This is a genomic window from Streptomyces sp. NPDC037410 (assembly GCF_055602235.1).
In genome coordinates this window covers 31,308-52,517 of record NZ_JBVJWR010000004.1, presented here as the reverse complement: position 1 = coordinate 52,517, position 21,210 = coordinate 31,308, and the positions used below count along the sequence as shown (strand labels likewise).

Below are 21,210 nucleotides of genomic sequence, written 5' to 3'. Positions count from 1 at the left end.
GTTTCGGCTGTGTTCCGCTCCGCTCAGCGCTCGACGATGCGGTCGAACTGCGTCGTGGTGTGGCGCAGATGCGCCACGAGCTCGTCGCCGACCCGGGGCTCCTGGGCGTCGGCCGGCACGAACAGGATCGACACCTGCATGTGCGGCGGCTCGGCGAACCAGCGCTGCTTCCCGGCCCAGACGAAGGGCGAGAGGTTCCGGTTCACGGTGGCGAGGCCCGCCCGGGCGACGCCCTTGGCGCGGGGCATGACGCCGTGCATCGCCTTCGGGGCCTCCAGGCCCACGCCGTGGGAGGTGCCGCCGGCGACGACGACCAGCCAGCCGTCCGAGGCGGCCTTCTGCTGGCGGTAGCCGAAGCGGTCGCCCTTGGCGACCCGGGTCACGTCCAGGACGGCGCCCCGGTACTCCGTGGCCTCGTGGTCGCCCAGCCACAGCCGGGTGCCGATCCGGGCGCGGAAGCGGGTCTGCGGGAACTGCTGCTGGAGCCGGGCCTGCTCCTCGGCCCGCAGGTGGCTCACGAACATGGTGTGCAGCGGCAGCCGGGCGGCCCGCAGCCGGTCCATCCAGGCGATGACCTCCTCGACCGCGTCCGTGCCGTCCGGGCGGTCGAGCGGCAGGTGCAGGGCGAAGCCCTCCAGGCGGACGTCCTCGATGGCGGCGTGGAGCTGCTGGAGCTCCTCCTCGCGCACGCCGTGCCGCTTCATCGAGCTCATGCACTCGATCACGACCCGGGCGCCCACCAGGGCGTGGACGCCGTCCACGGACGACACCGAACGGATCACCCGGTCGGGCAGCGGAACCGGTTCCTCACCCCGGCGGAAGGGGGTGAGGACCAGCAGGTCGCCACCGAACCAGTCCTTGATCTTCGCGGCTTCGTACGTGGTGCCCACGGCGAGGATGTCGGCGCCGAACCGGGCCGCCTCGTCCGCGAGCCGCTCGTGTCCGAAGCCGTACCCGTTGCCCTTGCACACCGGAATGAGACCGGGGAACTGGTCGATGACGGTCTTCTGGTGCGCCCGCCAGCGAGCGGTGTCGACGTAGAGGGAGAGCGCCATGGCCGGCCCGGAACCTTTCTGATGGCAGCGGTGTGTCGGAGGTGTGTACGAGGCTGTGAAGCCTACGGAACGGTCAGCGGCGCGACATGTAGATGTCGAGCGCCTTGTGCAGCAGCTTGTTCAGCGGGAAGTCCCACTCGCCGACGTACTCGACGGCCTCGCCGCCCGTGCCCACCTTGAACTGGATGAGGCCGAAGAGGTGGTCGGTCTCGTCGAGCGAGTCCGAGATGCCCCGGAGGTCGTAGACGGTCGCGCCCATGGCGTACGCGTCGCGCAGCATCCGCCACTGCATCGCGTTCGAGGGCCGGACCTCGCGGCCGATGTTGTCGGAGGCGCCGTAGGAGTACCAGACGTGCCCGCCGACGACGAGCATGGTCGCCGCGGAGAGGTTCACCCCGTTGTGACGGGCGAAGTAGAGCCGCATGCGGTTGGGGTCCTCGTTGTTGAGGACGGTCCACATGCGCTGGAAGTACGAGAGCGGGCGCGGCCGGAAGTGGTCGCGGACGGCCGTGATCTCGTACAGCCGCTGCCACTCGGCCAGGTCCTCGTAGCCGCCCTGGACGACCTCGACGCCGGCCTTCTCGGCCTTCTTGATGTTGCGGCGCCACAGCTGGTTGAAGCCCTTGAGGACGTCGTCGAGCGAGCGGTTGGCGAGCGGGACCTGGAAGACGTAGCGGGGCTGCACGTCGCCGAAGCCGGCGCCGCCGTCCTCGCCCTGCTGCCAGCCCATCTTCCGCAGCCGGTCCGCGACCTCGAAGGCGCGCGGCTCGATGTGGGTGGCCTCGATGTCCTTGAGGCGCTTGACGTCCGGGTCCTGGATGCCGGCCTTGATGGCGGTCGAGTCCCAGCGGCGGATGACCACCGGCGGGCCCATCTTCACCGAGAAGGCGCCCTGGTGCTTGAGGTGCGCCAGCATCGGCTGCAGCCAGTCGTCGAGGTTGGGCGCGTACCAGTTGATGACCGGGCCCTCGGGCAGATAGGCCAGGTAGCGCTTGATCTTCGGGAGCTGGCGGTAGAGCACCAGACCGGCGCCGACGAGCTCGCCGGACTTGTCGAACCAGCCGAGGTTCTCCGAGCGCCACTCGGTCTTCACATCAGCCCACGCCGGGACCTGGCAGTGGCTCGCCGCGGGCTGGCTCTGGATGAATGCCAGATGCTGCTCACGGCTGATGGTCCTCAGGGTCAGGCTCATGCGGGGCGCTCCTCGGCAGGTGTGTCCCCATCGGTCAGGGGCTCCGGCTCTCGCGCCGAAGCCTACTGTGACCTTGGAGCGCCCCGAATGGGTGTGTGTGCCCGACGTGCCGCCGGGTGTGTGCCCGACGTGCCGCCGGGTGTGTGCCCGACGTGTCGCCGCTCCTAGCTGATGACGCCGCCGAAGAGGCCGCCGTGCGCCATTCCGAGGTAGAAGCCGAAGGCCGATGCGCCCAGCCCGAGGATCAGCAGGAAGCGCTCGCGGGTCGTCACCGAGATGAACTGCCCGTACGCGCCGGTCAGGATGCCGATCAGGCCCGTCCAGGAACTCAGCAGGTGCAGGTTGTAGAACTGCGCGGTGGTGAACGAGATGATCCCCATCACCAGCGTGACAGCCATCAGCGTGTCCTGGAGCGGGTGGGGTTTGCCGTCAGTCGCGAAGAGGGAGTGGCCGGGGTCGGGTCGCATTGCCTGTGCCATGGGGCACCTCCTGGCGTGCCTGCGGGAAGGCGGCGCATCGTAGCGCCGCCGACATCCGTTGTGTACAGATTGCGTCCCCTCCCCGGAGAATTTCAACCGCAAGCCGATGTGCGGGTACTCTGTACAGCTGCGCCGGTGTCTGCCCAGGTCCCTCCGGGATCCCCGACAGCGCTCCTCGCCCGCGAGGGGACTGTCAGTGGCGGTGGGTACCGTCGCTCACGCATCACGACCCTCCTGCCACGGAACGACCGTGGCCGCTGAGTCCAAAGGAGGTGGGTTCCACATGCGTCACTACGAGGTGATGGTCATCCTCGACCCCGATCTGGAGGAGCGCGCTGTCGCCCCCCTGATCGAGAACTTCCTCTCCGTCGTCCGTGAGGGCAACGGAAAGGTCGAGAAGGTCGACACCTGGGGCCGTCGTCGTCTCTCGTACGAGATCAAGAAGAAGCCCGAGGGCATCTACTCGGTCATCGACCTGCAGGCCGAGCCTGCGGTCGTCAAGGAGCTCGACCGCCAGCTCAACCTGAACGAGTCGGTCCTCCGGACCAAGGTCCTCCGTCCCGAGACCCACTGAGCTTCTAGCTCAGAGGTCATCGGGTTCGAGTAGCAGCAAAGCAGCCAGAAGCAAACCCGCCGAGAGGTTCCCCCATGGCAGGCGAGACCGTCATCACGGTCGTCGGCAATCTTGTCGACGACCCCGAGCTGCGCTTCACCCCGTCCGGTGCGGCGGTCGCGAAGTTCCGTATCGCGTCCACCCCCCGCACCTTCGACCGTCAGACCAATGAGTGGAAGGACGGCGAGAGCCTGTTCCTGACCTGCTCGGTCTGGCGTCAGGCGGCGGAGAACGTCGCCGAGTCGCTCCAGCGAGGCATGCGCGTCGTCGTGCAGGGCCGGCTGAAGCAGCGGTCCTACGAGGACCGTGAGGGCGTCAAGCGCACGGTCTACGAGCTGGACGTCGAGGAAGTCGGCCCCAGCCTCAAGAACGCCACGGCCAAGGTCACCAAGACCACCGGTCGCGGCGGCCAGGGTGGATACGGCGGCGGCGCCCAGCAGGGCGGCGGCGGTGGCGGTGGCGGCTGGGGTGGAAACTCCGGCGGCGGTGGCCAGCAGGGTGGCGGCGGTGCTCCCGCCGACGACCCGTGGGCGACCGGCAGCCCCTCCGGCGGCGGCCAGCAGGGCGGCGGTGGCGGCTGGGGTGGAAACTCCAGCGGCGGCGGCTACTCGGACGAGCCTCCCTTCTAGGGCACACGCCCTCGAAGCAGCTCGTACCCCCACTTCTTGATCACACAGGAGAAACACCATGGCGAAGCCGCCTGTGCGCAAGCCTAAGAAGAAGGTCTGCGCTTTCTGCAAGGACAAGACCGCGTACGTGGACTACAAGGACACGAACATGCTGCGGAAGTTCATTTCCGACCGCGGCAAGATCCGTGCCCGCCGCGTGACCGGCAACTGCACGCAGCACCAGCGTGACGTCGCCACGGCCGTCAAGAACAGCCGTGAGATGGCGCTGCTGCCCTACACGTCCACCGCGCGATAAGGAAAGGGTGACCGACTAATGAAGATCATCCTGACCCACGAGGTCTCCGGCCTCGGTGCCGCTGGCGACGTCGTCGACGTCAAGGACGGCTACGCTCGCAACTACCTGGTCCCGCGTGGTTTCGCGATCCGCTGGACCAAGGGTGGCGAGAAGGACGTGGCGCAGATCCGCCGCGCCCGCAAGATCCACGAGATCGCGACCATCGAGCAGGCCAACGAGATCAAGGCCCAGCTCGAGGGCACGAAGGTGCGCCTGGCCGTTCGCTCCGGCGACGCCGGCCGTCTCTTCGGCTCCGTGACCCCGGCCGACATCGCCTCGGCGATCAAGACCGCGGGTGGCCCCGACGTCGACAAGCGTCGCGTCGAGCTCGGTTCGCCGATCAAGACCCTGGGCTCGCACCAGGTGTCCGTGCGTCTGCACCCCGAGGTTGCCGCGAAGCTCGGCGTCGAGGTCGTCGCCGCGTAACGCTGCCCTTGGCAGTCTGCGCTCAGCAGTGAGGAAGGGCCGCACCCCTCGGGGTGCGGCCCTTTCGCTGTTCCTTCGTGCTGTTCCCTTCCGCTGTTTCACGTGAAACAGCGGGTATCTCAGCGCGTGGCGCCCGTGACGATCCAGCGGTCGGAGCGCATGCGGTACCAGAGGGTTCCCATCCGGACCGTCATCATCAGGGTCATCGCCCACCAGAGCGCCGTCAGCCCGCCGCCGAGCGCCGGGACCAGGAGCGCCAACGGGGCGAAGACGGCGAGCGTGAGCAGCATCGCCCAGGCCAGGTAGGGGCCGTCCCCGGCGCCCATCAGGACCCCGTCGAGGACGAAGACGACCCCGGAGATCGGCTGGGAGACCGCGACCACGAGCAGGGCCGGGAGCAGGGTGTCCTGCACGGAGGCGTCGCTGGTGAAGAGCGGGATGAACAGGGGGCGGGCGAGGATGAGCAGCGCGCCGAGCACCACCCCGGAGACGACGCCCCACTGGACCATGCGGCGGCAGACCTGTCGCGCCCCGTCGGCGTCGTCCGCACCGAGGTAGCGGCCGATGATGGCCTGGCCGGCGATGGCGATCGCGTCGAGCGCGAAGGCCATCAGGCTCCACAGGGACAGGATGATCTGGTGGGCGGCGACCTCGGCGTCCCCGAGGCGGGCGGCGACGGCCGTGGCGATCATCAGGACGGCGCGCAGCGAGAGCGTACGGACCAGGAGGGGGACGCCGGCCTGGGCGGAGGCGCGTATGCCGGCCGGATCGGGGTGGAGGGAGGCTCCGTGCCGCCGGGCGCCGCGTACGACCACGACGAGGTAGGCGGTGGCCATGCCGTACTGGGCGATGACCGTGCCCCAGGCGGAGCCGGCGATGCCCAGGCCCGCGCCGTAGACCAGGCCGGCGTTGAGCGCGCCGTTGGCCGCGAAGCCGGCGATGGCCACGTAGAGCGGCGTACGGGTGTCCTGGAGGCCGCGCAGGACGCCGATGGCGGCCAGGACCACCAGCATGGCGGGGATGCCGAGGCTGGAGATCCTGAGGTAGGTGACGGCGTACGGGGAGGCGGTGTCCGAGCCGCCGAAGAGGCCGACGAGCCAGGGCGCGGTGGGCAGGGTCAGCGCGACGACGGCGGCGCCGAGGAGGAGCGCGAGCCAGATGCCGTCCATGCCCTGCCGGATGGCGGCCGGGAGGTCGCCCGCGCCCACGCGCCGGGCGACGGCGGCCGTGGTGGCGTAGGCGAGGAAGACGAAGACGCTGACGGCGGTGGAGAGCAGCGCCGCGGCGATCGCGAGGCCCGCGAGCTGAGGTGTGCCGAGGTGGCCGACGATGGCACTGTCGACCATGAGGAACAGCGGCTCGGCGACGAGGGCGCCGAAGGCCGGCAGGGCGAGGGAGACGATCTCGCGGTCGTGCTGTCGACGGACGGCCTTGGAGGTCACGGGGGCCTGAGTCGTGGGCTCAGTCATGCGCTCAACCTAATCTTCCACAGGTAAGAGATGCAATGGGTTAGTGGTCCTTACTTTCCGCTGGTGCGGGGCTTCGGGTGTGGGCCGTTTGTTCTGATCTTGGCCCGGGGGCAGAACTTTTTCTCCCCCACAGCCCGTGGATGGGAAACGTGCAGGTCAGTGGGGTGAGGTGAGGGGTGTTATGAGTTTGTCCACATGGCTGTCCCCCGCTCCGTGCACAGGATCCGGGGAGTTCTCCACAGCATCTGGCCCTTCACCCACAGGGCCTGTGGATAACCAGATTGGCTGACGCTCCCCGCGGCCCTACCGTGGACCGGCGCCCGACGCGCCAGAAGCGGTCGCAAAGCCACTCGTTGATCAAGGCTGTGGCGTAAGAAAGAGTGGCACGGCGAGGTCCGCGGAGCGGACGGGAGGAGGTGGCTTGGTGAGCGTTCCCGAGCCCATGGACGACCCCTGGGCCGACAGCGGACCGAGCGACCGGCTGCCCACCCGTACCCGAGGTGAAGGGCGCGGCCGGGGCCGTGGCCGCGACGACCAGCACGAGCGGGGCTCCGAGGGGCCCTGGGACGGCGGCCTCTCCGGCTTCGAGCGCGTTCCCCCGCAGGACCTCGACGCCGAGCAGTCCGTCCTCGGCGGCATGCTGCTCTCCAAGGACGCCATCGCGGACGTCGTGGAGATCATCAAGGGCAACGACTTCTACAAGCCCGCCCACGAGACCGTGTACGCGGCGATCCTCGACCTCTACGCCAAGGGTGAGCCGGCCGACCCGATCACGGTCGGCGCCGAGCTCACCAAGCGCGGTGAGATCACCCGCGTCGGCGGCGCCTCCTACCTCCACACCCTGGTCCAGTCGGTCCCGACCGCGGCCAACGCCTCGTACTACGCGGAGATCGTCCACGAGCGCGCGGTCCTGCGCCGGCTCGTGGAGGCGGGCACCAAGATCACGCAGATGGGCTACGCGGCCGACGGGGACGTCGACGAGATCGTGAACTCGGCCCAGGCCGAGATCTACGCGGTCACCGAGCAGCGCACCACCGAGGACTACCTGCCGCTCGGCGACATCATGGAGGGGGCGCTCGACGAGATCGAGGCGATCGGCTCCCGCAGCGGCGAGATGACCGGTGTGCCCACCGGCTTCACCGACCTCGACTCGCTCACCAACGGTCTGCACCCCGGCCAGATGATCATCATCGCGGCCCGTCCCGCCATGGGTAAGTCGACGCTCGCCCTGGACTTCGCCCGGGCGGCGTCCATCAAGCACAACCTGCCCAGCGTCATCTTCTCCCTCGAAATGGGCCGCAACGAGATCGCGATGCGCCTGCTCTCGGCCGAGGCCCGGGTGGCGCTCCACCACATGCGCTCCGGCACGATGACCGACGAGGACTGGACGCGTCTCGCCCGCCGGATGCCGGACGTCTCGCAGGCCCCGCTGTACATCGACGACTCCCCGAACCTGTCGATGATGGAGATCCGCGCGAAGTGCCGCCGGCTCAAGCAGCGCAACGGCCTCAAGCTCGTCATCATCGACTATCTGCAGCTCATGCAGTCGGGTGGTTCCAAGCGGCAGGAGAGCCGTCAGCAAGAGGTCTCCGACATGTCGCGAAACCTGAAGCTCCTCGCCAAGGAGCTGGAACTGCCGGTGATCGCGCTCTCCCAGCTGAACCGTGGTCCCGAGCAGCGCACCGACAAGAAGCCGATGGTCTCCGACCTCCGTGAGTCCGGCTCGATCGAGCAGGACGCCGACATGGTCATCCTGCTGCACCGCGAGGACGCCTACGAGAAGGAGTCACCGCGCGCGGGCGAGGCGGACATCATCGTGGGCAAGCACCGTAACGGCCCGACGGCCACCATCACGGTGGCCTTCCAGGGCCACTACTCACGCTTCGTGGACATGGCCCAGACCTGATCCCGATTGCCTTCCTAGGACCCCTAGGTTAAAACTAGGGGTCCTAGGATCGGGGAGGGTGCATGGCGCGGGCCGGGCTGACGGCAGAGTGGGTGACGATCGCGGGCGCCGAGCTGGCGGACGAGGCCGGGCTCGACCGGGTGACCATGTCGCAGGTGGCGCGTCGGCTGGGAGTGAAGGACGCGAGCCTCTACACGCACGTCCGCAACCTGGAGGATCTGCGCGGTCGGATCGCGCTCCTCGCGGCGGACGAGAAGACCGTCCGTATCGCGGAGGCGACCGCCGGGCGAGCGGGCAAGGACGCGTTGGTCGCCTTCGCGAACGCCTGGCGGGAGTACGCCCACCGGCATCCGGGCCGCTACATGGCGACGCAGACCCCGATCCAGATCGATCCCGAGCTTGCCGCGAGGGCGCCCGGACCACGGCGCGCGGTCGAGCTGACCTACGGCATGCTGCGCGGCTACGGACTGGCCGAGCCGGACCTGACCGACGCGGTCCGGCTGCTGCGCAGCACGTTCCACGGGTTCGTCGCCCTGGAAGCGGCAGGCGGATTCGGGCTCGAGCGCTCGCCGGAGCAGTCCTGGATCCGCGCCCTCGACGCCCTGCATGCCCTCCTGGAGCACTGGCCCCCGTCACGAGAAGGAGCTTCCTCATGACCGCCCGGACCACCGGCAGCCTGCGCGTGAACGGTGCGACCCTGCACTACGAAGTGCGCGGCGAAGGCCCGCTCCTGCTGCTGATCCCCGGCGGGACGGGCGGCGCGGCCTCCTTCGACGACATCGCCGACGACCTGGCCGCCGCATACACCGTGGCGACCTACGACCCGCGCGGCATGTCCCGGAGCACGCTGGACGACCCCGAGGCCGAGCAGTGCGTGGCCGAGCACGCCGACGACGCGTTCCGCATCCTTGAACTGCTGTCGCCCGGTGAGCCCGCCCGGGTGTTCGGCGCCAGCTCGGGCGCGATCGTCGCGGTCCACCTGCTCGCCACCCGTCCCGAGCGGATCGCCCGCGTCGTGGCGCACGAGCCGCCGCTGGTGGAGGTCCTTCCGGACGCCGCCGAACATCGCGAGCTCATCGCGAGGGTGAAGGAGACCTTTCGCACGCAGGGGCTCATGCCGGCGATGGCCGTGTTCGCCGCGGGGCTGAAGAAGGACGGCGACGCCACGGAGCCCCAGGCAGAGATCAAGCTTCCGCCCCGGGCAGCGGCGCGGGCGGAGCAGACGATGGCGAACCTGCCGTACTTCGTCGGGCGGATCGTGCCCGGCTTCATGTCCTACGCGCCGGACCTCCAGCGGCTCGATGCGCTGGCGGACCGGCTCGTGCTCGCATGCGGCGAGGACTCGCGCGGTGAGCTGCCCTATCGTCCGGCCGCGTTCCTGGCCGAGCGTCTCGGCACGGAACTCCGGCACTTCCCCGGCGGGCACACGGGACTGACCACGCATCCCGCCGAGTTCGGGGAACACCTGCGGAAGGCTTTCCGCGCCTGAACTCCAGACCCTGTAGCGGGGAAGCCAACCGGCCTGGATGGCGTTGGATGGGGCCTATGACGACATCTTCCGAAGCCCTGCTGCCCAGCACCGAGCGCGCTCTGCTGCACCGTGTCGCGGTCGCCCAGACCGAAGGGCGGACGCCGTCCTTCGTCGGGGCGGTGGTCCGTGACGGCGCGTTGGTCTGGAGCGGCTCGCGCAGCTGTGTGGACGGCCACGCACCGGACGCCGACACCCAGTTCAGGATCGGCTCGATCACCAAGGTGTTCACCGCCGTCCTGGTGATGCGGCTCCGGGACGAGGGCCTGCTCGGGCTCGACGACCCGCTGGAGCGCTACCTGAAGGGAACGGGCGCCGGTGAGGTGACGATCGCTCAACTGCTGGGCCACACGGGAGGACTCGCGGCCGAGACGCCCGGCGCGTGGTGGGAGCGGTCCTCCGCCACGCTGAGGCCCGAGCTCTCCGACGTCCTGGGGGAGCAGCCCCTCCTCCAGTCGCCGGGGCGTCGGCACCACTACTCCAACCCCGGCTACACGCTGCTCGGTTCACTGGTCGAGGCGGTCCGGGGGGTGTCCTGGGAGGAGGCGCTGCGGCGCGAGATCCTGGAGCCCCTTGGGATGAGCCGGACGACGCTCGATCCCGTCGCCCCGCACGCGGGTGGCTGGGCGGTGCATCCCTGGGCCGACGTCATGATGCCCGAGCCGTCCGAGGACCTCGGCCTGATGGCACCGGCCGGGCAGCTCTGGTCGACGGCCGCCGACCTCGCCCGGTTCGCCGCCTTCCTCGCGGCGGGGGACGAGCGGGTGCTCGCCACGGCGACCGTGGAGGAGATGCGTTCCCCGGCCGCCCCCGCCGGGGAAGGCGACTGGGAAGGGAGCTACGGGCTCGGTCTCCAGCTGCTGCGCAAGGACGGCCGCACCCTGATCGGCCACACCGGTTCCCTCCCGGGCTTCGTCGCCTGCGTGTGGGTGAGCGTGGAGGACGGCCTCGCCGGGATCGCCCTCTCCAACGCCACCTCGGGCCCGCTGGCAGCGCTCGTGGCCGCCGATCTCGTGCGGATCGTGGCGGAGGCGGAGCCGAGGCTCCCGGAGCCGTGGCGGCCCCTTCCCGAGGCCGAGGTCGACGAGGAGCTGCTGTCCCTCACGGGGCCCTGGTACTGGGGCACGTACGCCTACGGGCTCCGGCTCGGTCCCGAGCGGAGCGTGGTGCTCGAACCGCTGCGGGGCGCCGGGCGGCGGGCCCGCTTCCGGGCGCTGCCCGAGGGCGGCTGGGTCGGTCTGAACGGCTACTACGCGGGGGAGACGCTCAGGGCGGTGAAGCGCGCCGACGGCAGCGTGAGCCATCTCGACCTCGGCTCGTTCGTCTTCACGCGGGAGCCGTACGCACCGGGGGACGCGGTTCCGGGCGGTGTGGACGAGGCTGGCTGGCGCGGTCTCTGAGCGCCGTGGGGCGCTGTTTCACGTGAAACCGTGCCACCGTGCGGTTTCACGTGAAACGCAGCCTCAGAGGGCCTTCTTGAAGCCCATGTGGGAGGCCTCGAAGCCCAGGCGCTCGTAGAAGCGGTGGGCATCGGTGCGGGTGACGTCGGAGGTCAGCTGGACGAGCCGGCAGCCCTGGCGCCCGGACTCGGCGACGGCCCATTCGATGAGCTGTGTCCCGAGGCCGCTGCCGCGCTCGTCGGCGTGGACGCGGACGCCCTCGATGATCGAGCGGGTGGTGCCCCGGCGGGAGAGTCCCGGGATGACCGTCAGCTGGAGGGTGCCGACGACCTCGTCCTCGCGGACGGCCACGACGACGTGCTGGTTCGGGTCGTTCGCGAGGCGCTCGAAGGCGATCAGGTACGGGGCCAGGTCGTCGGGGGACTCGCGCTGCGCGCCCAGGGGGTCGTCGGCGAGCATCGCGACGATGGCCGGGAGGTCCTCCGCGGTGGCGGGACGTATCTCAAGATCGCTCATGTTCGGCAGCGTAGCGGCGGGACGGGCGACGGTCTCCCGCCCCGGCGTTCCGGCTCACACGGGCGCGCCCACGCCCTCCACGACCCGGACCAGGGGAGCCAGCTCCGGGTTCTTCGCGGCTTCGTCGAGGGCCTCGCGCAGCGCGCTGTCGTTGGTGGGACGGGCCTCTTCCAGGAGCTTCTGGCCGGCCTCGGTGACGTCGGTGTAGATGCCGCGCCGGTCGGTGGTGCAGAGGTACCGCGTGAGGAGACCGCGGTCCTCGAGCCGGGTGACGAGCCGGGTGGTCGCGCTCTGGCTGAGGACGACGGCGTCGGCGACCTGCTTCATCTGGAGGTGGCCGCCGGGGCCGCTGTGCTGACGGCTGAGGACGTCGAGCAGCGAGTACTCCCGCACGCTCAGACCGTGACGGGACTCCAGGGCGCGCTCGATGTGGGACTCGATCCTGCCGTGCAGCAGGGAGAGGGCGCACCAGCGCTGGGCGAGCGCGGTGAGGGCGGGGTCCGTCGCGGTCATGTGCTCTCCTCGGTTTCTCCTCGGCGCCGGTGTGGCTCTCGATCCAGAGTAGACGAAGCGGCGCAATAATGCGCGTCTGCAAGTAACCTATCCGGCGGCGACCGTCAGGGGAGCGAAGCGGCGGCGCCAGTCGCCGGGGAGGTCGGGCAGGGAGCGGATCATCACCGACGTCGTGGCGATCGTGTCGATGCCGTTCTCCTTCACCCAGCTCAGCAGGGAGGTGTGCCGCACATCGATGTCCGTGCGCAGCGGCCGGTCGGTGGCGGCGGCCAGGGAGGCGACCAGGGCCTTCGCCGTGCCGGGGTCCCGGGCGATCAGGGGGCCGACGACATGGGTGTCCATATTGGGCCAGGCGGCCGCGAAGCCGGTGATCTCGCCGTCCTCTTCCGCGACCCTGAGGTGGTCCGCGAACGCGGGGAGCCTGGCGATGACGGGGGTGCGGTCGAGGCCGAAGACCTCGTGGTCCAGGCGCAGGACCGCCGGGAGGTCCTCGGCCGTCGCCGGGCGGACCGGAACGTCCGGGGCGGGCGCGGTGAAGGTGAAGTGTCCGCACACCATCTCGGCGCGGCCCGTCTCCGTGAAGCCGAGCTGCTCGTAGAGGGGCTGCCCGTTCGCCGTGGCGTACAGCGTGAGCGGGGTGTCACCGGCCTCCGCCAGGACGTGCCGCATGAGCCGGCGCCCCACGCCCTGGCGTGCGTACCGCTCGGCGACGAGCACCATGCCGATCGCGGCGAGTCCCGGGCCGTACGAGGTGACCACGCAGCCGGCGGCGAGGCCGGGGCCGTCGGGGTCGTCGATGCCGTAGCCGGTGCCGGCGGTGAGCAGCAGGCCCCACTTGTGCTCCTCGCGGAGCCATCCCCGGTTCTCGGAGAGGTCGGCGCAGGAGAGGAGATCCGCCCGGGTGAGCTGTCGGATCGGGAGCTGTGCGAGGGGGGCGGGGGAAATCGGCATGCCTTTCAGGCTGAACGACACGGTGATCTTTCGTCCACCGCTTTACGGTGTTTCACGTGAAACCCCGAAGCCCGCGAACACGACGCCTGCACCTCTTCGACCTCGACGGCACCTTGATCAGGGGGTCGGCCGCCGCGGTGGAGATCTCCCGGCAGCTGGACCTGGTGGACGAGATCGCCGCTCTGGAGGAGGGGTTCCTTCGGGGACTCACGCCGGACGAGTTCGCCGTCCAGGCCCGTGAGCTGTGGTCCGCGCTCACCCCCGAGCAGGTCGCGGCGGCCTTCGAAGGGGCACCCTGGCTGGCGGGCATCCGCGACGTCTGGGCGGACATCCGGGCGCGGGGAGACCGTTGCGCGGTCATCTCCCTCTCTCCCGACTTCTTCGTCGAGCGGCTTCTCGACTGGGGCGTCGACTCCACGCACGGCTCGCTCTGGCCGGCGGTGCCCTTCACCGAGCCGATCCACCGGCCGAACATTCTCAACGCGCACGCGAAGGTACGGATCGCGAGGGAGCTCTGCGCGGGGTACGGGGTGGACCTGGTCGACTGTGTCGCGTACGGGGACTCGACGTCCGACGCGGAGCTCTTCGCGATCGTGCCGGAGACCGTGGCCGTGAACGCGGACCGCCATCTCGCCCGACTCTCCCGCCACAGCTACTCCGGAGGGGACCTGCGCGAGGCCTACGCGCTGGTCCGAAACAGCGCAGCCTAGCCAGAAACCCGGGCCTATGGCCCGAGAACGCCACTTTCGGTCCGAAGTGCCGGTCGGAAGAGCCATGCTGCGGTCACGGAAGCCGGCCAGCACGAGGCGAGGCACATGATGGATGCTCCGACCACCACGACGGACGAGCGGGACTCCCCGGCGGCGGACGGGAAGGAACCCCCGATACCCCAGGGACCTTCCGCCGACGCGGTCCTCGTCCGACGCACCCTGGCGGAGATCGCACCGGTCGCCGACCGGGTGACCTCGTACTTCTACGCACTGCTCTTCACCCGGCACCCCGGGCTGCGCGAGATGTTCCCCGCGGCCATGGACACCCAGCGGGACCGCCTCCTGAAGGCGCTCCTCACGGCGGCCGAGCACCTGGACGACGCCCCGGTCCTCACCGCGTACCTGGAGAACCTCGGTAGGGGGCACCGGAAGTACGGAACCCAGGCGGCCCACTATCCGGCCGTCGGCGAGGCTCTCATCGGCGCTCTCGTGCGGTACGCGGAGAAGAGCTGGGACGAGGAGACCGAGGCGGCCTGGGTCCGCACGTACACGACGATCTCCCAGATCATGATCGACGCGGCCTCGTACGACGAGCGGACCGCGCCCGCCTGGTGGCAGGCCGAGGTGGTCTCGCACGATCTGCGTACGCCGGACATCGCCGTCGTCACGCTCAGGCCCGACCAGCCGTACCCCTTCCTCGCCGGGCAGTACACGACGCTGGAGACCCCGTGGTGGCCCAGGATCTGGCGCCACTACTCCTTCGCCTCGGCACCCCGGCCGGACGGACTGCTCTCCCTGCACGTCAAGGCCGTCCCGGCCGGCTGGGTGTCCAACGCGCTGGTCCACCGGGCCCGCCCCGGGGACGTGCTGCGGCTCGGCCCGCCGGCCGGCTCCATGACGGTCGACCACTCCACGGACACCGGCCTGCTCTGCATGGGCGGCGGCACCGGGATAGCGCCGATCAAGGCGCTCGTCGAGGACGTCGCCGAGCACGGGGACCGGCGCCCGGTCGACGTCTTCTACGGGGCGCGCAGCGGCCACGACCTCTACGACATCGACACGATGATGCGGCTCCAGAAGACCTTCCCGTGGCTCTCCGTCCACCCCGTCACCGGGGAACAGGGGAGGCTCCCGGACGCCGTCTGCCGCTACGGCCCGTGGAACGAACGGGACGCCTATCTCTCGGGCCCGCTCGACATGGTCCGGCAGGGGGTCGACGCCCTGCGCGGAGCGGGGGTGCCCTCGGACCGCATCCGCCACGACTTCCTCGCGGAGCTCACCGCCGCGGCGGGCTAGGGCCTGTCCGGCGGATCAGGGCCGGACAGGCCCTAGCCGCGGCGAGTCAGCCCAGGTCGGGGGCGTGCATCGCGCGGACGCCCTCGATGTTGCCGTCGAGGTAGTGGCGCAAGGAGAGCGGGACGAGGTGTACGGCGGCGATGCCGACCCGGCTGAAGGGCACCCGGACGATCTCGTACTCGCCGACCGGTTCCTCGATCTCGGGGCCGTGCCGCAGGGATGGGTCCATGGAGCCGAGCCGGCACACGAAGAAGTGCTGGACCTTCACCCCGGAGACCCCGCCGTCGACGATGTGCTCGACGGTGTCGACGAAGCAGGGCACCACATCGGTGATCTTGGCGCCGAGCTCTTCGAGCACCTCGCGGTGCAGGGCCTCGACGACGGTGGCGTCGGTGGGCTCCACGCCGCCGCCGGGCGTGAGCCAGTAGGGATCCATCCCGGGCTTGGTCCGCTTGATGAGGATCAGGTCGTCCCCGTCGAGCAGGATGGCGCGTGCGGTGCGCTTGATCACGGGCCGTTCGGTCATGGGAAGAAAATGGCCCGTCCGCGGTGTCCTGAAACTCACCAGTCCCCGGCCGCGCGCAGCAGCTCCTCATGAGCCCGGGCGAGGGGCGACAGGCCGAGCGTCCCCGTACGGGCGACCAGGAAGTAGGTCCGGAGCGGAGGGACCGGGGGATCGAGCAGCGCCACGAGGCGCCCCAGCCGTAGGGCCTCCTCGCACAGATAGCGCGGCAGGACGGCGAGCCCGGCGCCGGCCGCGGCGGAGTCCCGCACGGCCCGCAGGTCGGGGGCGATGACGGTGGCGGTCGCCGCCGGTTTGGTCTCGAAGACACTCGCCCAGTAGCGGGAGACGAAGGGCAGCGACTCGTGGACCTCGACCACCGGCAGCTGCTCCAGGAGCACCCCGCCCCTGCTCAGGAGCACCTCGGGGGAGAGCCGGGCGGCCCAGCGCGGGGCCGCGACCAGGACGTGCTCCTCGTCGCAGAGCGGAGTGGAGACGAGCAGGCCGCCGCGCGGGCGGGCGGTCGCGATGGCCAGATCGTGGTGGCCGGCGGCGAGCCCGTCGAGGATCTCCTCCGTGTTGCCGAGGAAGGAGGCCCGGACGGCGAGCCCCTCGCCGACCAGGGCGGTGAGGGCGGGCAGAGCGCGGAGCGCGGTGAACTCCGGGGGGCCGGCGAGATGGAGGGTGCGGACCCCGCTCCGCTCGTCGAGGCCGGTCTCGGCGATCTCCACGAGGGCGTCCAGATGGGGCGCGGCACGGTGCGCGAGTTCGTCGCCGATGGTGGTCGGGGTGACTCCGCGCGCCTGTCTGAGGAACAGTGGTCGCCCCAGCTGCCGTTCCAGTGTCCGGATCTGGCCGGTGACGGCGGGCTGGGAGAGGCCTAGGAGCGCGGCGGCGCGGGTGAAGGAGCCGGCCCGGTGCACCGTGACGAACGTGCGCAGCAGGGCCAGATCCATGTCCGCCCCCTCCCGGCCGTGCGGCCGTTCGACTCAGGCGGTCGGCTGACTGCGCCTCAGGACCGTCCAACTATAAATAAGTCGATAGGCCGCTGTCGCTACCGTGATTGGACACTGACGCACAGTCAACTAGCCTTGTTCAGGCGGTCTCCGCGCGTGGAACCGAGGGCGTTCCGAGCCACGAGGGGGGAGGTTCGGAGCGCCCTCGTCCGTGCGGTCAGCCCGCGCTCCCGGCCTCGTCGAGGGCGCGCAGCACATCGGCGATCAGGTCCTCCGGGTCCTCGGCTCCGACCGAGAAGCGGATGAAGCCCTCCGTGACCGCGTCCCCGCCCCAGCGCCCGCGCCGCTCCGCTGTGGAGCGCACGCCGCCGAAACTGGTGGCGTCGTCGACGAGCCGCAGCTCCTCGAGGAACCGCTCGGCCCGCTTCCGGTCCGCCAGCTCGAAGGAGACCACCGGGCCGAAGCGCCGCATCTGCCGGGCGGCCACCGCGTGCGAGGGGTCGCCGGGCAGTCCGGGGTAGCGCAGCCCGGTGACGTCCGCGCGCTCGGCGAGCGTCCGCGCCAGCGCGAGGGCGGTGGAGCACTGGCGGTCGATCCGCAGCTGGAGCGTGGCGAGCGAGCGGTGGGCGAGCCAGGCCTCCATGGGACCGGGGATGGCGCCGACGATCTTGCGCCAGCGCCGTACCTCCGCCGCCCGCTGGGGATCCCGGCAGCTCACATGGCCGAGCAGGATGTCGCCGTGCCCGGTCATGCCCTTGGTGTCGCTGGCGACGGAGAAGTCCGCACCCAGGTCGAGCGGGCGCTGGCCGAGGGGGGTGGCGAGGGTGTTGTCGACGGCGACGAGGGCCCCGGCCGCGTGGGCCTCCCGCACCAGACGGCGGATGTCGCACACGTCGAGACCGGGGTTGGACGGGGTCTCGATCCACAGCAGCTTCGCCCCGTCCAGGACGGACAGCTGGGCGTCGCCGCCGGTCGGCGCGGTGCGGACCTCGACGCCGTACGCCCGCAGCTGCTCGTGCACGAGAGGCAGGGCCTGGTAGCCGTCGGCCGGCATCACGACCGTGTCGCCGGCCTTCAGCTGGGAGAACAGGACGGCCGAGATCGCGGCCATGCCGGACGCGAAGACCAGCGTCTCCACGTCCTCCTCCCCCGGCGCCTCGAGATCGCCGATCGCCCGCTCCAGATGGGTCCAGGTCGGGTTCTCGTCGCGGCCGTAGGTGTACGGGCCGGTCGGCTCGCCCGGCAGGTGGAAGTGGGCCGCGAAGACCGGCCCCGGCAGGGTCGGCTCGTACTTCACCGGCTCGGGCAGCCCGGCCCGTACCGCCCGGGTGCCGTCGCCGAGTTCGTCGTCGTTCACGGTGTCCGTTCCTCCAGTTCCGCGCGTACGGCCGCGAGCAGTCCCTCGCTCGCGGCCTCCACCATCACCAGGCACTCCTCGAACTCCTCGCGGCCCCCGGCATAGGGGTCGGGGACGTCGAGTCCGGCGCCGGCGGCCGGGTCGTAGGAGCGCAGGAGCCGGATCCTCGCCGCCTCGTCGGGGGTGCGGGCGAGCTCCCGGAGCTCCCGCAGATGCCCTTCGTCCAGGGCGATCACCAGGTCGAGGGCGGGGAACCACGAGGACCGGAACCGCCGGGCGGTGTGCGCCGAGGTGTATCCGTTCTCGTCGAGCACGGCGACCGCGCGCGGGTCGGCCGTGTCGCCCTCGTGCCAGCCTCCGGTGCCCGCGCTGTCGATCTCCACCAGCTCGCCGAGGCCGGCCTCCTCCACCCGGCGGCGGAAGACGTGCTCGGCCATCGGCGAGCGGCAGATGTTGCCCGTGCAGACGAAGCAGACGCGGTAGGCCATGGTCCCCACTCAGTCGCCGTCGGGGAGCACGATGTTCAGCGCCCACGAGACGACGGAGATGATCAGACCGCCCAGGACGGCGGTCCAGAAGCCCTCCACGTGGAAGCTGAGGTCGAACTGCTCGGCCAGCCAGGACGTGAGGAGCAGCATCAGGGCGTTGACCACGAGGGTGATCAGGCCGAGCGTCAGGATGAAGAGGGGAAGTGTCAGCAGCTTGACGATCGGCTTGACCAGGAAGTTCACCAGGCCGAAGACGAGGGCCACGAGAATGAGGGTCCAGGCCTTCTTCCCGGTGCTCTCACCGGTCAGGGTGATGTCCTGGAGCAGCCAGATGGCGACTCCCAGCGCGCCCGCGTTCGCGAGCGTCTTGACTACGAAATTCTTCATGTGTCTGATCGTGGCAGACATGATCGGGCTTACGGCAGGGGCGAGCAGGCGATGAAGGCATTCCGGCTGGATGAACTGGAGGCGGAGCGCGCCGCCAACAAGGGCGCGTACCTCCAGTTCCTGCGCGAGCGGAACATGTCGGTGGGCCTGTACGCGCTCGACGCCGGGGAGCTCGACCCGCAGCAGCCGCACGGCCAGGACGAGGTGTACTTCGTGGTCAGCGGCCGGGCGGCGATCACGGTCGGGACGGAGACGACCCAGGTGGCACGCGGCAGCGTGGTCTACGTGCCGGCCGGGGTGGAGCACCGCTTCCACCACATCAGCGAGGACCTGCGGGTCATGGTGGTCTTCTCCCCGCCGGAGAGCTGAGGGCCGCTGGAGAGCTGAGGACCGCCGGAGGACCGAGAACCGCCGGGGGACCGAGGACCGCCGGAGGACCGAGGACCGCCAGAGGGCTGCGCGGGACCGAGGGCTGCGTGAGACCGATGGCCGGGCGGGACCGAGGGCCGAGCCGGACCGCGGGCCGACCTGGACTCAGGGCTGCGCGGGCCGACCCCCTAGGGGGCGGATCAGGGGAGAGCGGGGGCCGCGGGGCCCCCACGGGCTGTGTCCCGCCCCTAGCCTTGGGGGTGTTCGGCGCGGAGTGCGCCGGGCGGTTCTTCGAGAGCGAGGTAGGGACGATGGCCGTACAGGAGATTCTCGCGGGGATGCCCTGGTGGGTGAAGTGGGTCGCCATACCCCTTCTCGCCCTGCTCGTCTTCGGCGGGCTGATCACCAGCGTCCTGGCCTTCGTGGTCGGTCTGCTCTTCAAGGTGCTGCTCTTCGCGGCCCTCGTCGCTGGACTGATCTACGTCGTGAGGAAGTTCAGCTCCTCCGCCCGCTCGCGGCAGGACTGGTAGCGACCGGTAGCACAAGCTACTCATCGGTTGAGCGCGACGGAGGGCATTAGCCCGGGCGAGGGAACCCGCCGGTCTAATCCGGGTGTCGGTCCCGGGGCTGCCACTAGAGTGGAATCTCTCCGCCGCGTGGGGGACTACAGGTGTAGACCTCGGTACTGACCAGCGGTTTCCCAGGCCCGGCGGGCGCGCGGGGGCGGCCCCCGCGGGCGGGTGCACTGCATCCGTCGTCACGCCTGGGGGTGACCTTTGGCCATGGCTACGCAGACGGCTGCGCCTACTTTGATCGGCTCGGTGCAGCGGGCGCTGAGACTCCTGGAGGCGGTGGCCTCCCATGCGGAGGGCGCCCCGGCCAAACAGCTCGCCCGCGAGACGGGCCTTCCGCTCCCCACCACGTACCACCTGCTCCGCACCCTGACGCACGAGGGCTATCTGGTCCGCGACAAGGGTGTGTTCGTCCTTGGCGACGCCGCCGTCCGACTGGCCGGCGGCGGAGATGTGCAGAATCGTCGCATCAAGATCGAAGACTCCCTGGCCCGCTGGCGGGACGAGATCGGCGTACCCATCTACTTCGCCCTCTACCGCGAGGGGGAGATCGAGCTCGTCGCCGTCTCCGACACCCCTTCCAATCCCGCGGTGGAGGAATGGGCCGATTTCCGTGAGACCGCGCACGCCCATGCGATCGGGCAGTGCCTGCTGAGTCAACTCGATCAGAAATCCCGTCAAGACCACCTCGACCGCCACCCGGTGGAAGCCATCACTCCGTACACGGTGCGTAATCGCCGTGTCCTTTTGGAGCGTTTGGGCGGTTTGGGGCGAATGGAACCCCTGGTAGAGCGTCAGGAATATGCGCTCGGCACGGTCTGTGCCGCGATCCCCATCACCGCGGGCTCCGCGGCGGGCGCAATGGCGATTTCCCTCCCCCTCCACCAGGAAGAACGGTTGCTCCCAGCAGTCGAGCGACTACGCACGGAGATCGGGAGGCTCTTCAGTTCCCTCGCGTTCTCTATCAGTATCTGAAAAATCACTCCTTGTGATCTGCTAACGCGTACAGCACGATTGCGTCAAGAGGGCCACAGGGGATCATTCCTGGCCGTTTCGGTCACAGCTTTCAGCAGCCGTGTTTACACAACTGCTTCATCTACTGCGGGGTACATGATGCGAGAGTCGGTTCAGGCCGAGGTACTGATGAGCTTCCTCGTCTCCGAGGAGCTCTCCTTCAGGATCCCGGTCGAACTCCGATATGAGACCCGGGATCCCTACGCGGTGCGGATGACCTTCCACCTTCCCGGAGACGCGCCTGTGACCTGGGCCTTCGGAAGGGAGCTGCTGCTCGACGGGATCAACCGGCCGAGCGGGGACGGCGACGTGCACATCGCCCCGACGGAGCCCGAGGGGCTCTCGGACGTCTCCATCAGACTCCAGGTGGGCGGTGATCGCGCGCTGTTCCGGGCCAGCGCGCCGCCCCTGGTGGCATTCCTCGACCGCACGGACAAGCTGGTTCCGCTCGGCCAGGAGCGGACGCTCGGCGACTTCGAGGACCATCTGGAGGCCGCGCTCGGCCGGATTCTGGCCGAGGAGAACGCCGGCCCCGCCTGAGGAACGTA

At 70.1% G+C, this 21,210-nt stretch carries 26 protein-coding genes; 14 read left to right on the top strand and 12 right to left on the bottom strand.

Annotation, left to right across the window (positions count from 1 at the left end):
* Positions 1-23 precede the first annotated feature (23 nt).
* The 3 genes from ACZ7HT_RS07805 to ACZ7HT_RS07795 form a co-directional block, all read right to left on the bottom strand.
* A complete protein-coding gene (locus tag ACZ7HT_RS07805; protein ID WP_471161260.1) occupies positions 24-1,055 on the bottom strand; it encodes an alanine racemase in 1,032 nt (343 codons plus the stop codon).
* A 73-nt stretch (positions 1,056-1,128) separates the two neighbouring features.
* Entirely contained in the window at positions 1,129-2,247 is a 1,119-nt protein-coding gene (locus ACZ7HT_RS07800) for a lipid II:glycine glycyltransferase FemX (protein WP_351176427.1), read from the bottom strand.
* 164 nt (positions 2,248-2,411) lie between these two features.
* Positions 2,412-2,726 carry a hypothetical protein gene (locus ACZ7HT_RS07795; protein WP_116159967.1) on the bottom strand — a complete coding sequence of 105 codons (315 nt, stop codon included), beginning with the start codon at positions 2,724-2,726 and terminating at the stop codon, positions 2,412-2,414.
* A gap of 283 nt (positions 2,727-3,009) precedes the next feature.
* On the opposite strand from ACZ7HT_RS07795, the gene rpsF reads away from it, so the two are divergent.
* The 4 genes from rpsF (at position 3,010) to rplI (ending at position 4,728) form a co-directional block, all read left to right on the top strand.
* A complete protein-coding gene (gene rpsF / locus ACZ7HT_RS07790) occupies positions 3,010-3,300 on the top strand; it encodes a 30S ribosomal protein S6 (protein ID WP_007383258.1) in 291 nt (96 codons plus the stop codon).
* A gap of 74 nt (positions 3,301-3,374) precedes the next feature.
* Complete coding sequence (locus tag ACZ7HT_RS07785; protein ID WP_471161255.1) at positions 3,375-3,968, top strand: single-stranded DNA-binding protein; 594 nt, start codon at positions 3,375-3,377, stop codon at positions 3,966-3,968.
* Positions 3,969-4,026: 58 nt separating this feature from the next.
* Complete coding sequence (gene rpsR / locus ACZ7HT_RS07780) at positions 4,027-4,263, top strand: 30S ribosomal protein S18 (RefSeq protein WP_005315025.1); 237 nt, start codon at positions 4,027-4,029, stop codon at positions 4,261-4,263.
* 18 nt (positions 4,264-4,281) lie between these two features.
* The gene (gene rplI, locus ACZ7HT_RS07775; protein WP_053640001.1) at positions 4,282-4,728 is read left to right on the top strand and encodes a 50S ribosomal protein L9; all 447 of its coding nucleotides are present in this window, start codon (positions 4,282-4,284) and stop codon (positions 4,726-4,728) included.
* A 119-nt stretch (positions 4,729-4,847) separates the two neighbouring features.
* Here the strand turns inward: rplI and ACZ7HT_RS07770 are convergent, their stop codons facing one another.
* On the bottom strand, positions 4,848-6,197 hold the full coding sequence (locus tag ACZ7HT_RS07770) for an MATE family efflux transporter (RefSeq protein WP_471161251.1): 1,350 nt from the start codon (positions 6,195-6,197) through the stop codon (positions 4,848-4,850).
* Positions 6,198-6,621: 424 nt separating this feature from the next.
* Between ACZ7HT_RS07770 and dnaB the strand changes: the two genes are divergently transcribed.
* The 4 genes from dnaB (at position 6,622) to ACZ7HT_RS07750 (ending at position 11,031) form a co-directional block, all read left to right on the top strand.
* Positions 6,622-8,103, top strand: coding sequence for a replicative DNA helicase (gene dnaB / locus ACZ7HT_RS07765; protein ID WP_116159964.1), 1,482 nt, complete (start codon positions 6,622-6,624; stop codon positions 8,101-8,103).
* Between the two features lie 62 nt (positions 8,104-8,165).
* Positions 8,166-8,759, top strand: coding sequence for a TetR/AcrR family transcriptional regulator (locus ACZ7HT_RS07760; protein WP_471161248.1), 594 nt, complete (start codon positions 8,166-8,168; stop codon positions 8,757-8,759).
* Positions 8,756-9,592: an alpha/beta fold hydrolase gene (locus ACZ7HT_RS07755; RefSeq protein ID WP_471161244.1), complete on the top strand. Its 837-nt coding sequence runs from the start codon at positions 8,756-8,758 to the stop codon at positions 9,590-9,592. Before ACZ7HT_RS07760 ends, ACZ7HT_RS07755 begins: the two co-directional genes overlap by 4 nt.
* A gap of 56 nt (positions 9,593-9,648) precedes the next feature.
* Positions 9,649-11,031 carry a serine hydrolase domain-containing protein gene (locus tag ACZ7HT_RS07750; RefSeq protein WP_471161241.1) on the top strand — a complete coding sequence of 461 codons (1,383 nt, stop codon included), beginning with the start codon at positions 9,649-9,651 and terminating at the stop codon, positions 11,029-11,031.
* 63 nt (positions 11,032-11,094) lie between these two features.
* Here the strand turns inward: ACZ7HT_RS07750 and ACZ7HT_RS07745 are convergent, their stop codons facing one another.
* From ACZ7HT_RS07745 to ACZ7HT_RS07735, 3 genes are all read right to left on the bottom strand, one after another.
* Positions 11,095-11,547 carry a GNAT family N-acetyltransferase gene (locus ACZ7HT_RS07745; protein ID WP_471161238.1) on the bottom strand — a complete coding sequence of 151 codons (453 nt, stop codon included), beginning with the start codon at positions 11,545-11,547 and terminating at the stop codon, positions 11,095-11,097.
* A gap of 54 nt (positions 11,548-11,601) precedes the next feature.
* Complete coding sequence (locus ACZ7HT_RS07740) at positions 11,602-12,060, bottom strand: MarR family winged helix-turn-helix transcriptional regulator (protein WP_471161235.1); 459 nt, start codon at positions 12,058-12,060, stop codon at positions 11,602-11,604.
* Between the two features lie 87 nt (positions 12,061-12,147).
* Positions 12,148-13,011: a GNAT family N-acetyltransferase gene (locus tag ACZ7HT_RS07735; protein WP_471161232.1), complete on the bottom strand. Its 864-nt coding sequence runs from the start codon at positions 13,009-13,011 to the stop codon at positions 12,148-12,150.
* Positions 13,012-13,058: 47 nt separating this feature from the next.
* On the opposite strand from ACZ7HT_RS07735, the gene ACZ7HT_RS07730 reads away from it, so the two are divergent.
* Both ACZ7HT_RS07730 and ACZ7HT_RS07725 read left to right on the top strand, forming a co-directional pair.
* Complete coding sequence (locus tag ACZ7HT_RS07730) at positions 13,059-13,721, top strand: HAD family hydrolase (RefSeq protein WP_471161229.1); 663 nt, start codon at positions 13,059-13,061, stop codon at positions 13,719-13,721.
* 105 nt (positions 13,722-13,826) lie between these two features.
* Positions 13,827-15,017: a globin domain-containing protein gene (locus ACZ7HT_RS07725; RefSeq protein WP_471161226.1), complete on the top strand. Its 1,191-nt coding sequence runs from the start codon at positions 13,827-13,829 to the stop codon at positions 15,015-15,017.
* A 46-nt stretch (positions 15,018-15,063) separates the two neighbouring features.
* Here ACZ7HT_RS07725 and ACZ7HT_RS07720 read toward each other — a convergent pair whose 3' ends face one another.
* From ACZ7HT_RS07720 to ACZ7HT_RS07700, 5 genes are all read right to left on the bottom strand, one after another.
* A complete protein-coding gene (locus ACZ7HT_RS07720) occupies positions 15,064-15,543 on the bottom strand; it encodes an NUDIX domain-containing protein (RefSeq protein ID WP_116159956.1) in 480 nt (159 codons plus the stop codon).
* Positions 15,544-15,578: 35 nt separating this feature from the next.
* Positions 15,579-16,475: a LysR family transcriptional regulator gene (locus ACZ7HT_RS07715; RefSeq protein WP_471161222.1), complete on the bottom strand. Its 897-nt coding sequence runs from the start codon at positions 16,473-16,475 to the stop codon at positions 15,579-15,581.
* Between the two features lie 217 nt (positions 16,476-16,692).
* A complete protein-coding gene (locus ACZ7HT_RS07710; RefSeq protein ID WP_471161219.1) occupies positions 16,693-17,832 on the bottom strand; it encodes a cystathionine gamma-lyase in 1,140 nt (379 codons plus the stop codon).
* Positions 17,829-18,320, bottom strand: coding sequence for a low molecular weight protein-tyrosine-phosphatase (locus ACZ7HT_RS07705; RefSeq protein ID WP_471161216.1), 492 nt, complete (start codon positions 18,318-18,320; stop codon positions 17,829-17,831). The genes ACZ7HT_RS07710 and ACZ7HT_RS07705 overlap by 4 nt, the downstream gene beginning before the upstream one ends.
* 9 nt (positions 18,321-18,329) lie before the next feature.
* Positions 18,330-18,707: a phage holin family protein gene (locus ACZ7HT_RS07700; protein ID WP_359511526.1), complete on the bottom strand. Its 378-nt coding sequence runs from the start codon at positions 18,705-18,707 to the stop codon at positions 18,330-18,332.
* 51 nt (positions 18,708-18,758) lie between these two features.
* On the opposite strand from ACZ7HT_RS07700, the gene ACZ7HT_RS07695 reads away from it, so the two are divergent.
* From ACZ7HT_RS07695 to ACZ7HT_RS07680, 4 genes are all read left to right on the top strand, one after another.
* On the top strand, positions 18,759-19,076 hold the full coding sequence (locus ACZ7HT_RS07695) for a cupin domain-containing protein (protein ID WP_030685701.1): 318 nt from the start codon (positions 18,759-18,761) through the stop codon (positions 19,074-19,076).
* A gap of 311 nt (positions 19,077-19,387) precedes the next feature.
* Positions 19,388-19,606: a DUF5326 family protein gene (locus tag ACZ7HT_RS07690; protein WP_471161211.1), complete on the top strand. Its 219-nt coding sequence runs from the start codon at positions 19,388-19,390 to the stop codon at positions 19,604-19,606.
* Between the two features lie 252 nt (positions 19,607-19,858).
* The gene (locus ACZ7HT_RS07685; protein ID WP_471161208.1) at positions 19,859-20,623 is read left to right on the top strand and encodes an IclR family transcriptional regulator; all 765 of its coding nucleotides are present in this window, start codon (positions 19,859-19,861) and stop codon (positions 20,621-20,623) included.
* A gap of 138 nt (positions 20,624-20,761) precedes the next feature.
* Positions 20,762-21,202: an SsgA family sporulation/cell division regulator gene (locus tag ACZ7HT_RS07680; RefSeq protein ID WP_116159950.1), complete on the top strand. Its 441-nt coding sequence runs from the start codon at positions 20,762-20,764 to the stop codon at positions 21,200-21,202.
* Positions 21,203-21,210 lie beyond the last annotated feature (8 nt).

Excerpts from the sequence above, each read along its gene's own strand:
- ACZ7HT_RS07700 (WP_359511526.1), bottom strand. The coding sequence starts at position 18,707 with ATGAAGAATTTCGTAGTCAAGACGCTCGCGAACGCGGGCGCGCTGGGA.
- ACZ7HT_RS07760 (WP_471161248.1), top strand. The coding sequence starts at position 8,166 with ATGGCGCGGGCCGGGCTGACGGCAGAGTGGGTGACGATCGCGGGCGCC.
- ACZ7HT_RS07695 (WP_030685701.1), top strand. The coding sequence starts at position 18,759 with ATGAAGGCATTCCGGCTGGATGAACTGGAGGCGGAGCGCGCCGCCAAC.
- ACZ7HT_RS07785 (WP_471161255.1), top strand. The coding sequence starts at position 3,375 with ATGGCAGGCGAGACCGTCATCACGGTCGTCGGCAATCTTGTCGACGAC.
- ACZ7HT_RS07755 (WP_471161244.1), top strand. The coding sequence starts at position 8,756 with ATGACCGCCCGGACCACCGGCAGCCTGCGCGTGAACGGTGCGACCCTG.
- rpsF (WP_007383258.1), top strand. The coding sequence starts at position 3,010 with ATGCGTCACTACGAGGTGATGGTCATCCTCGACCCCGATCTGGAGGAG.
- ACZ7HT_RS07795 (WP_116159967.1), bottom strand. The coding sequence starts at position 2,726 with ATGGCACAGGCAATGCGACCCGACCCCGGCCACTCCCTCTTCGCGACT.
- ACZ7HT_RS07800 (WP_351176427.1), bottom strand. The coding sequence starts at position 2,247 with ATGAGCCTGACCCTGAGGACCATCAGCCGTGAGCAGCATCTGGCATTC.
- ACZ7HT_RS07715 (WP_471161222.1), bottom strand. The coding sequence starts at position 16,475 with ATGGATCTGGCCCTGCTGCGCACGTTCGTCACGGTGCACCGGGCCGGC.
- ACZ7HT_RS07685 (WP_471161208.1), top strand. The coding sequence starts at position 19,859 with ATGGCTACGCAGACGGCTGCGCCTACTTTGATCGGCTCGGTGCAGCGG.
- rpsR (WP_005315025.1), top strand. The coding sequence starts at position 4,027 with ATGGCGAAGCCGCCTGTGCGCAAGCCTAAGAAGAAGGTCTGCGCTTTC.
- rplI (WP_053640001.1), top strand. The coding sequence starts at position 4,282 with ATGAAGATCATCCTGACCCACGAGGTCTCCGGCCTCGGTGCCGCTGGC.
- ACZ7HT_RS07750 (WP_471161241.1), top strand. The coding sequence starts at position 9,649 with ATGACGACATCTTCCGAAGCCCTGCTGCCCAGCACCGAGCGCGCTCTG.
- ACZ7HT_RS07725 (WP_471161226.1), top strand. The coding sequence starts at position 13,827 with ATGATGGATGCTCCGACCACCACGACGGACGAGCGGGACTCCCCGGCG.
- ACZ7HT_RS07680 (WP_116159950.1), top strand. The coding sequence starts at position 20,762 with ATGCGAGAGTCGGTTCAGGCCGAGGTACTGATGAGCTTCCTCGTCTCC.
- ACZ7HT_RS07805 (WP_471161260.1), bottom strand. The coding sequence starts at position 1,055 with ATGGCGCTCTCCCTCTACGTCGACACCGCTCGCTGGCGGGCGCACCAG.
- ACZ7HT_RS07745 (WP_471161238.1), bottom strand. The coding sequence starts at position 11,547 with ATGAGCGATCTTGAGATACGTCCCGCCACCGCGGAGGACCTCCCGGCC.
- ACZ7HT_RS07770 (WP_471161251.1), bottom strand. The coding sequence starts at position 6,197 with ATGACTGAGCCCACGACTCAGGCCCCCGTGACCTCCAAGGCCGTCCGT.
- ACZ7HT_RS07735 (WP_471161232.1), bottom strand. The coding sequence starts at position 13,011 with ATGCCGATTTCCCCCGCCCCCCTCGCACAGCTCCCGATCCGACAGCTC.
- ACZ7HT_RS07705 (WP_471161216.1), bottom strand. The coding sequence starts at position 18,320 with ATGGCCTACCGCGTCTGCTTCGTCTGCACGGGCAACATCTGCCGCTCG.
- ACZ7HT_RS07690 (WP_471161211.1), top strand. The coding sequence starts at position 19,388 with ATGGCCGTACAGGAGATTCTCGCGGGGATGCCCTGGTGGGTGAAGTGG.
- ACZ7HT_RS07720 (WP_116159956.1), bottom strand. The coding sequence starts at position 15,543 with ATGACCGAACGGCCCGTGATCAAGCGCACCGCACGCGCCATCCTGCTC.
- ACZ7HT_RS07740 (WP_471161235.1), bottom strand. The coding sequence starts at position 12,060 with ATGACCGCGACGGACCCCGCCCTCACCGCGCTCGCCCAGCGCTGGTGC.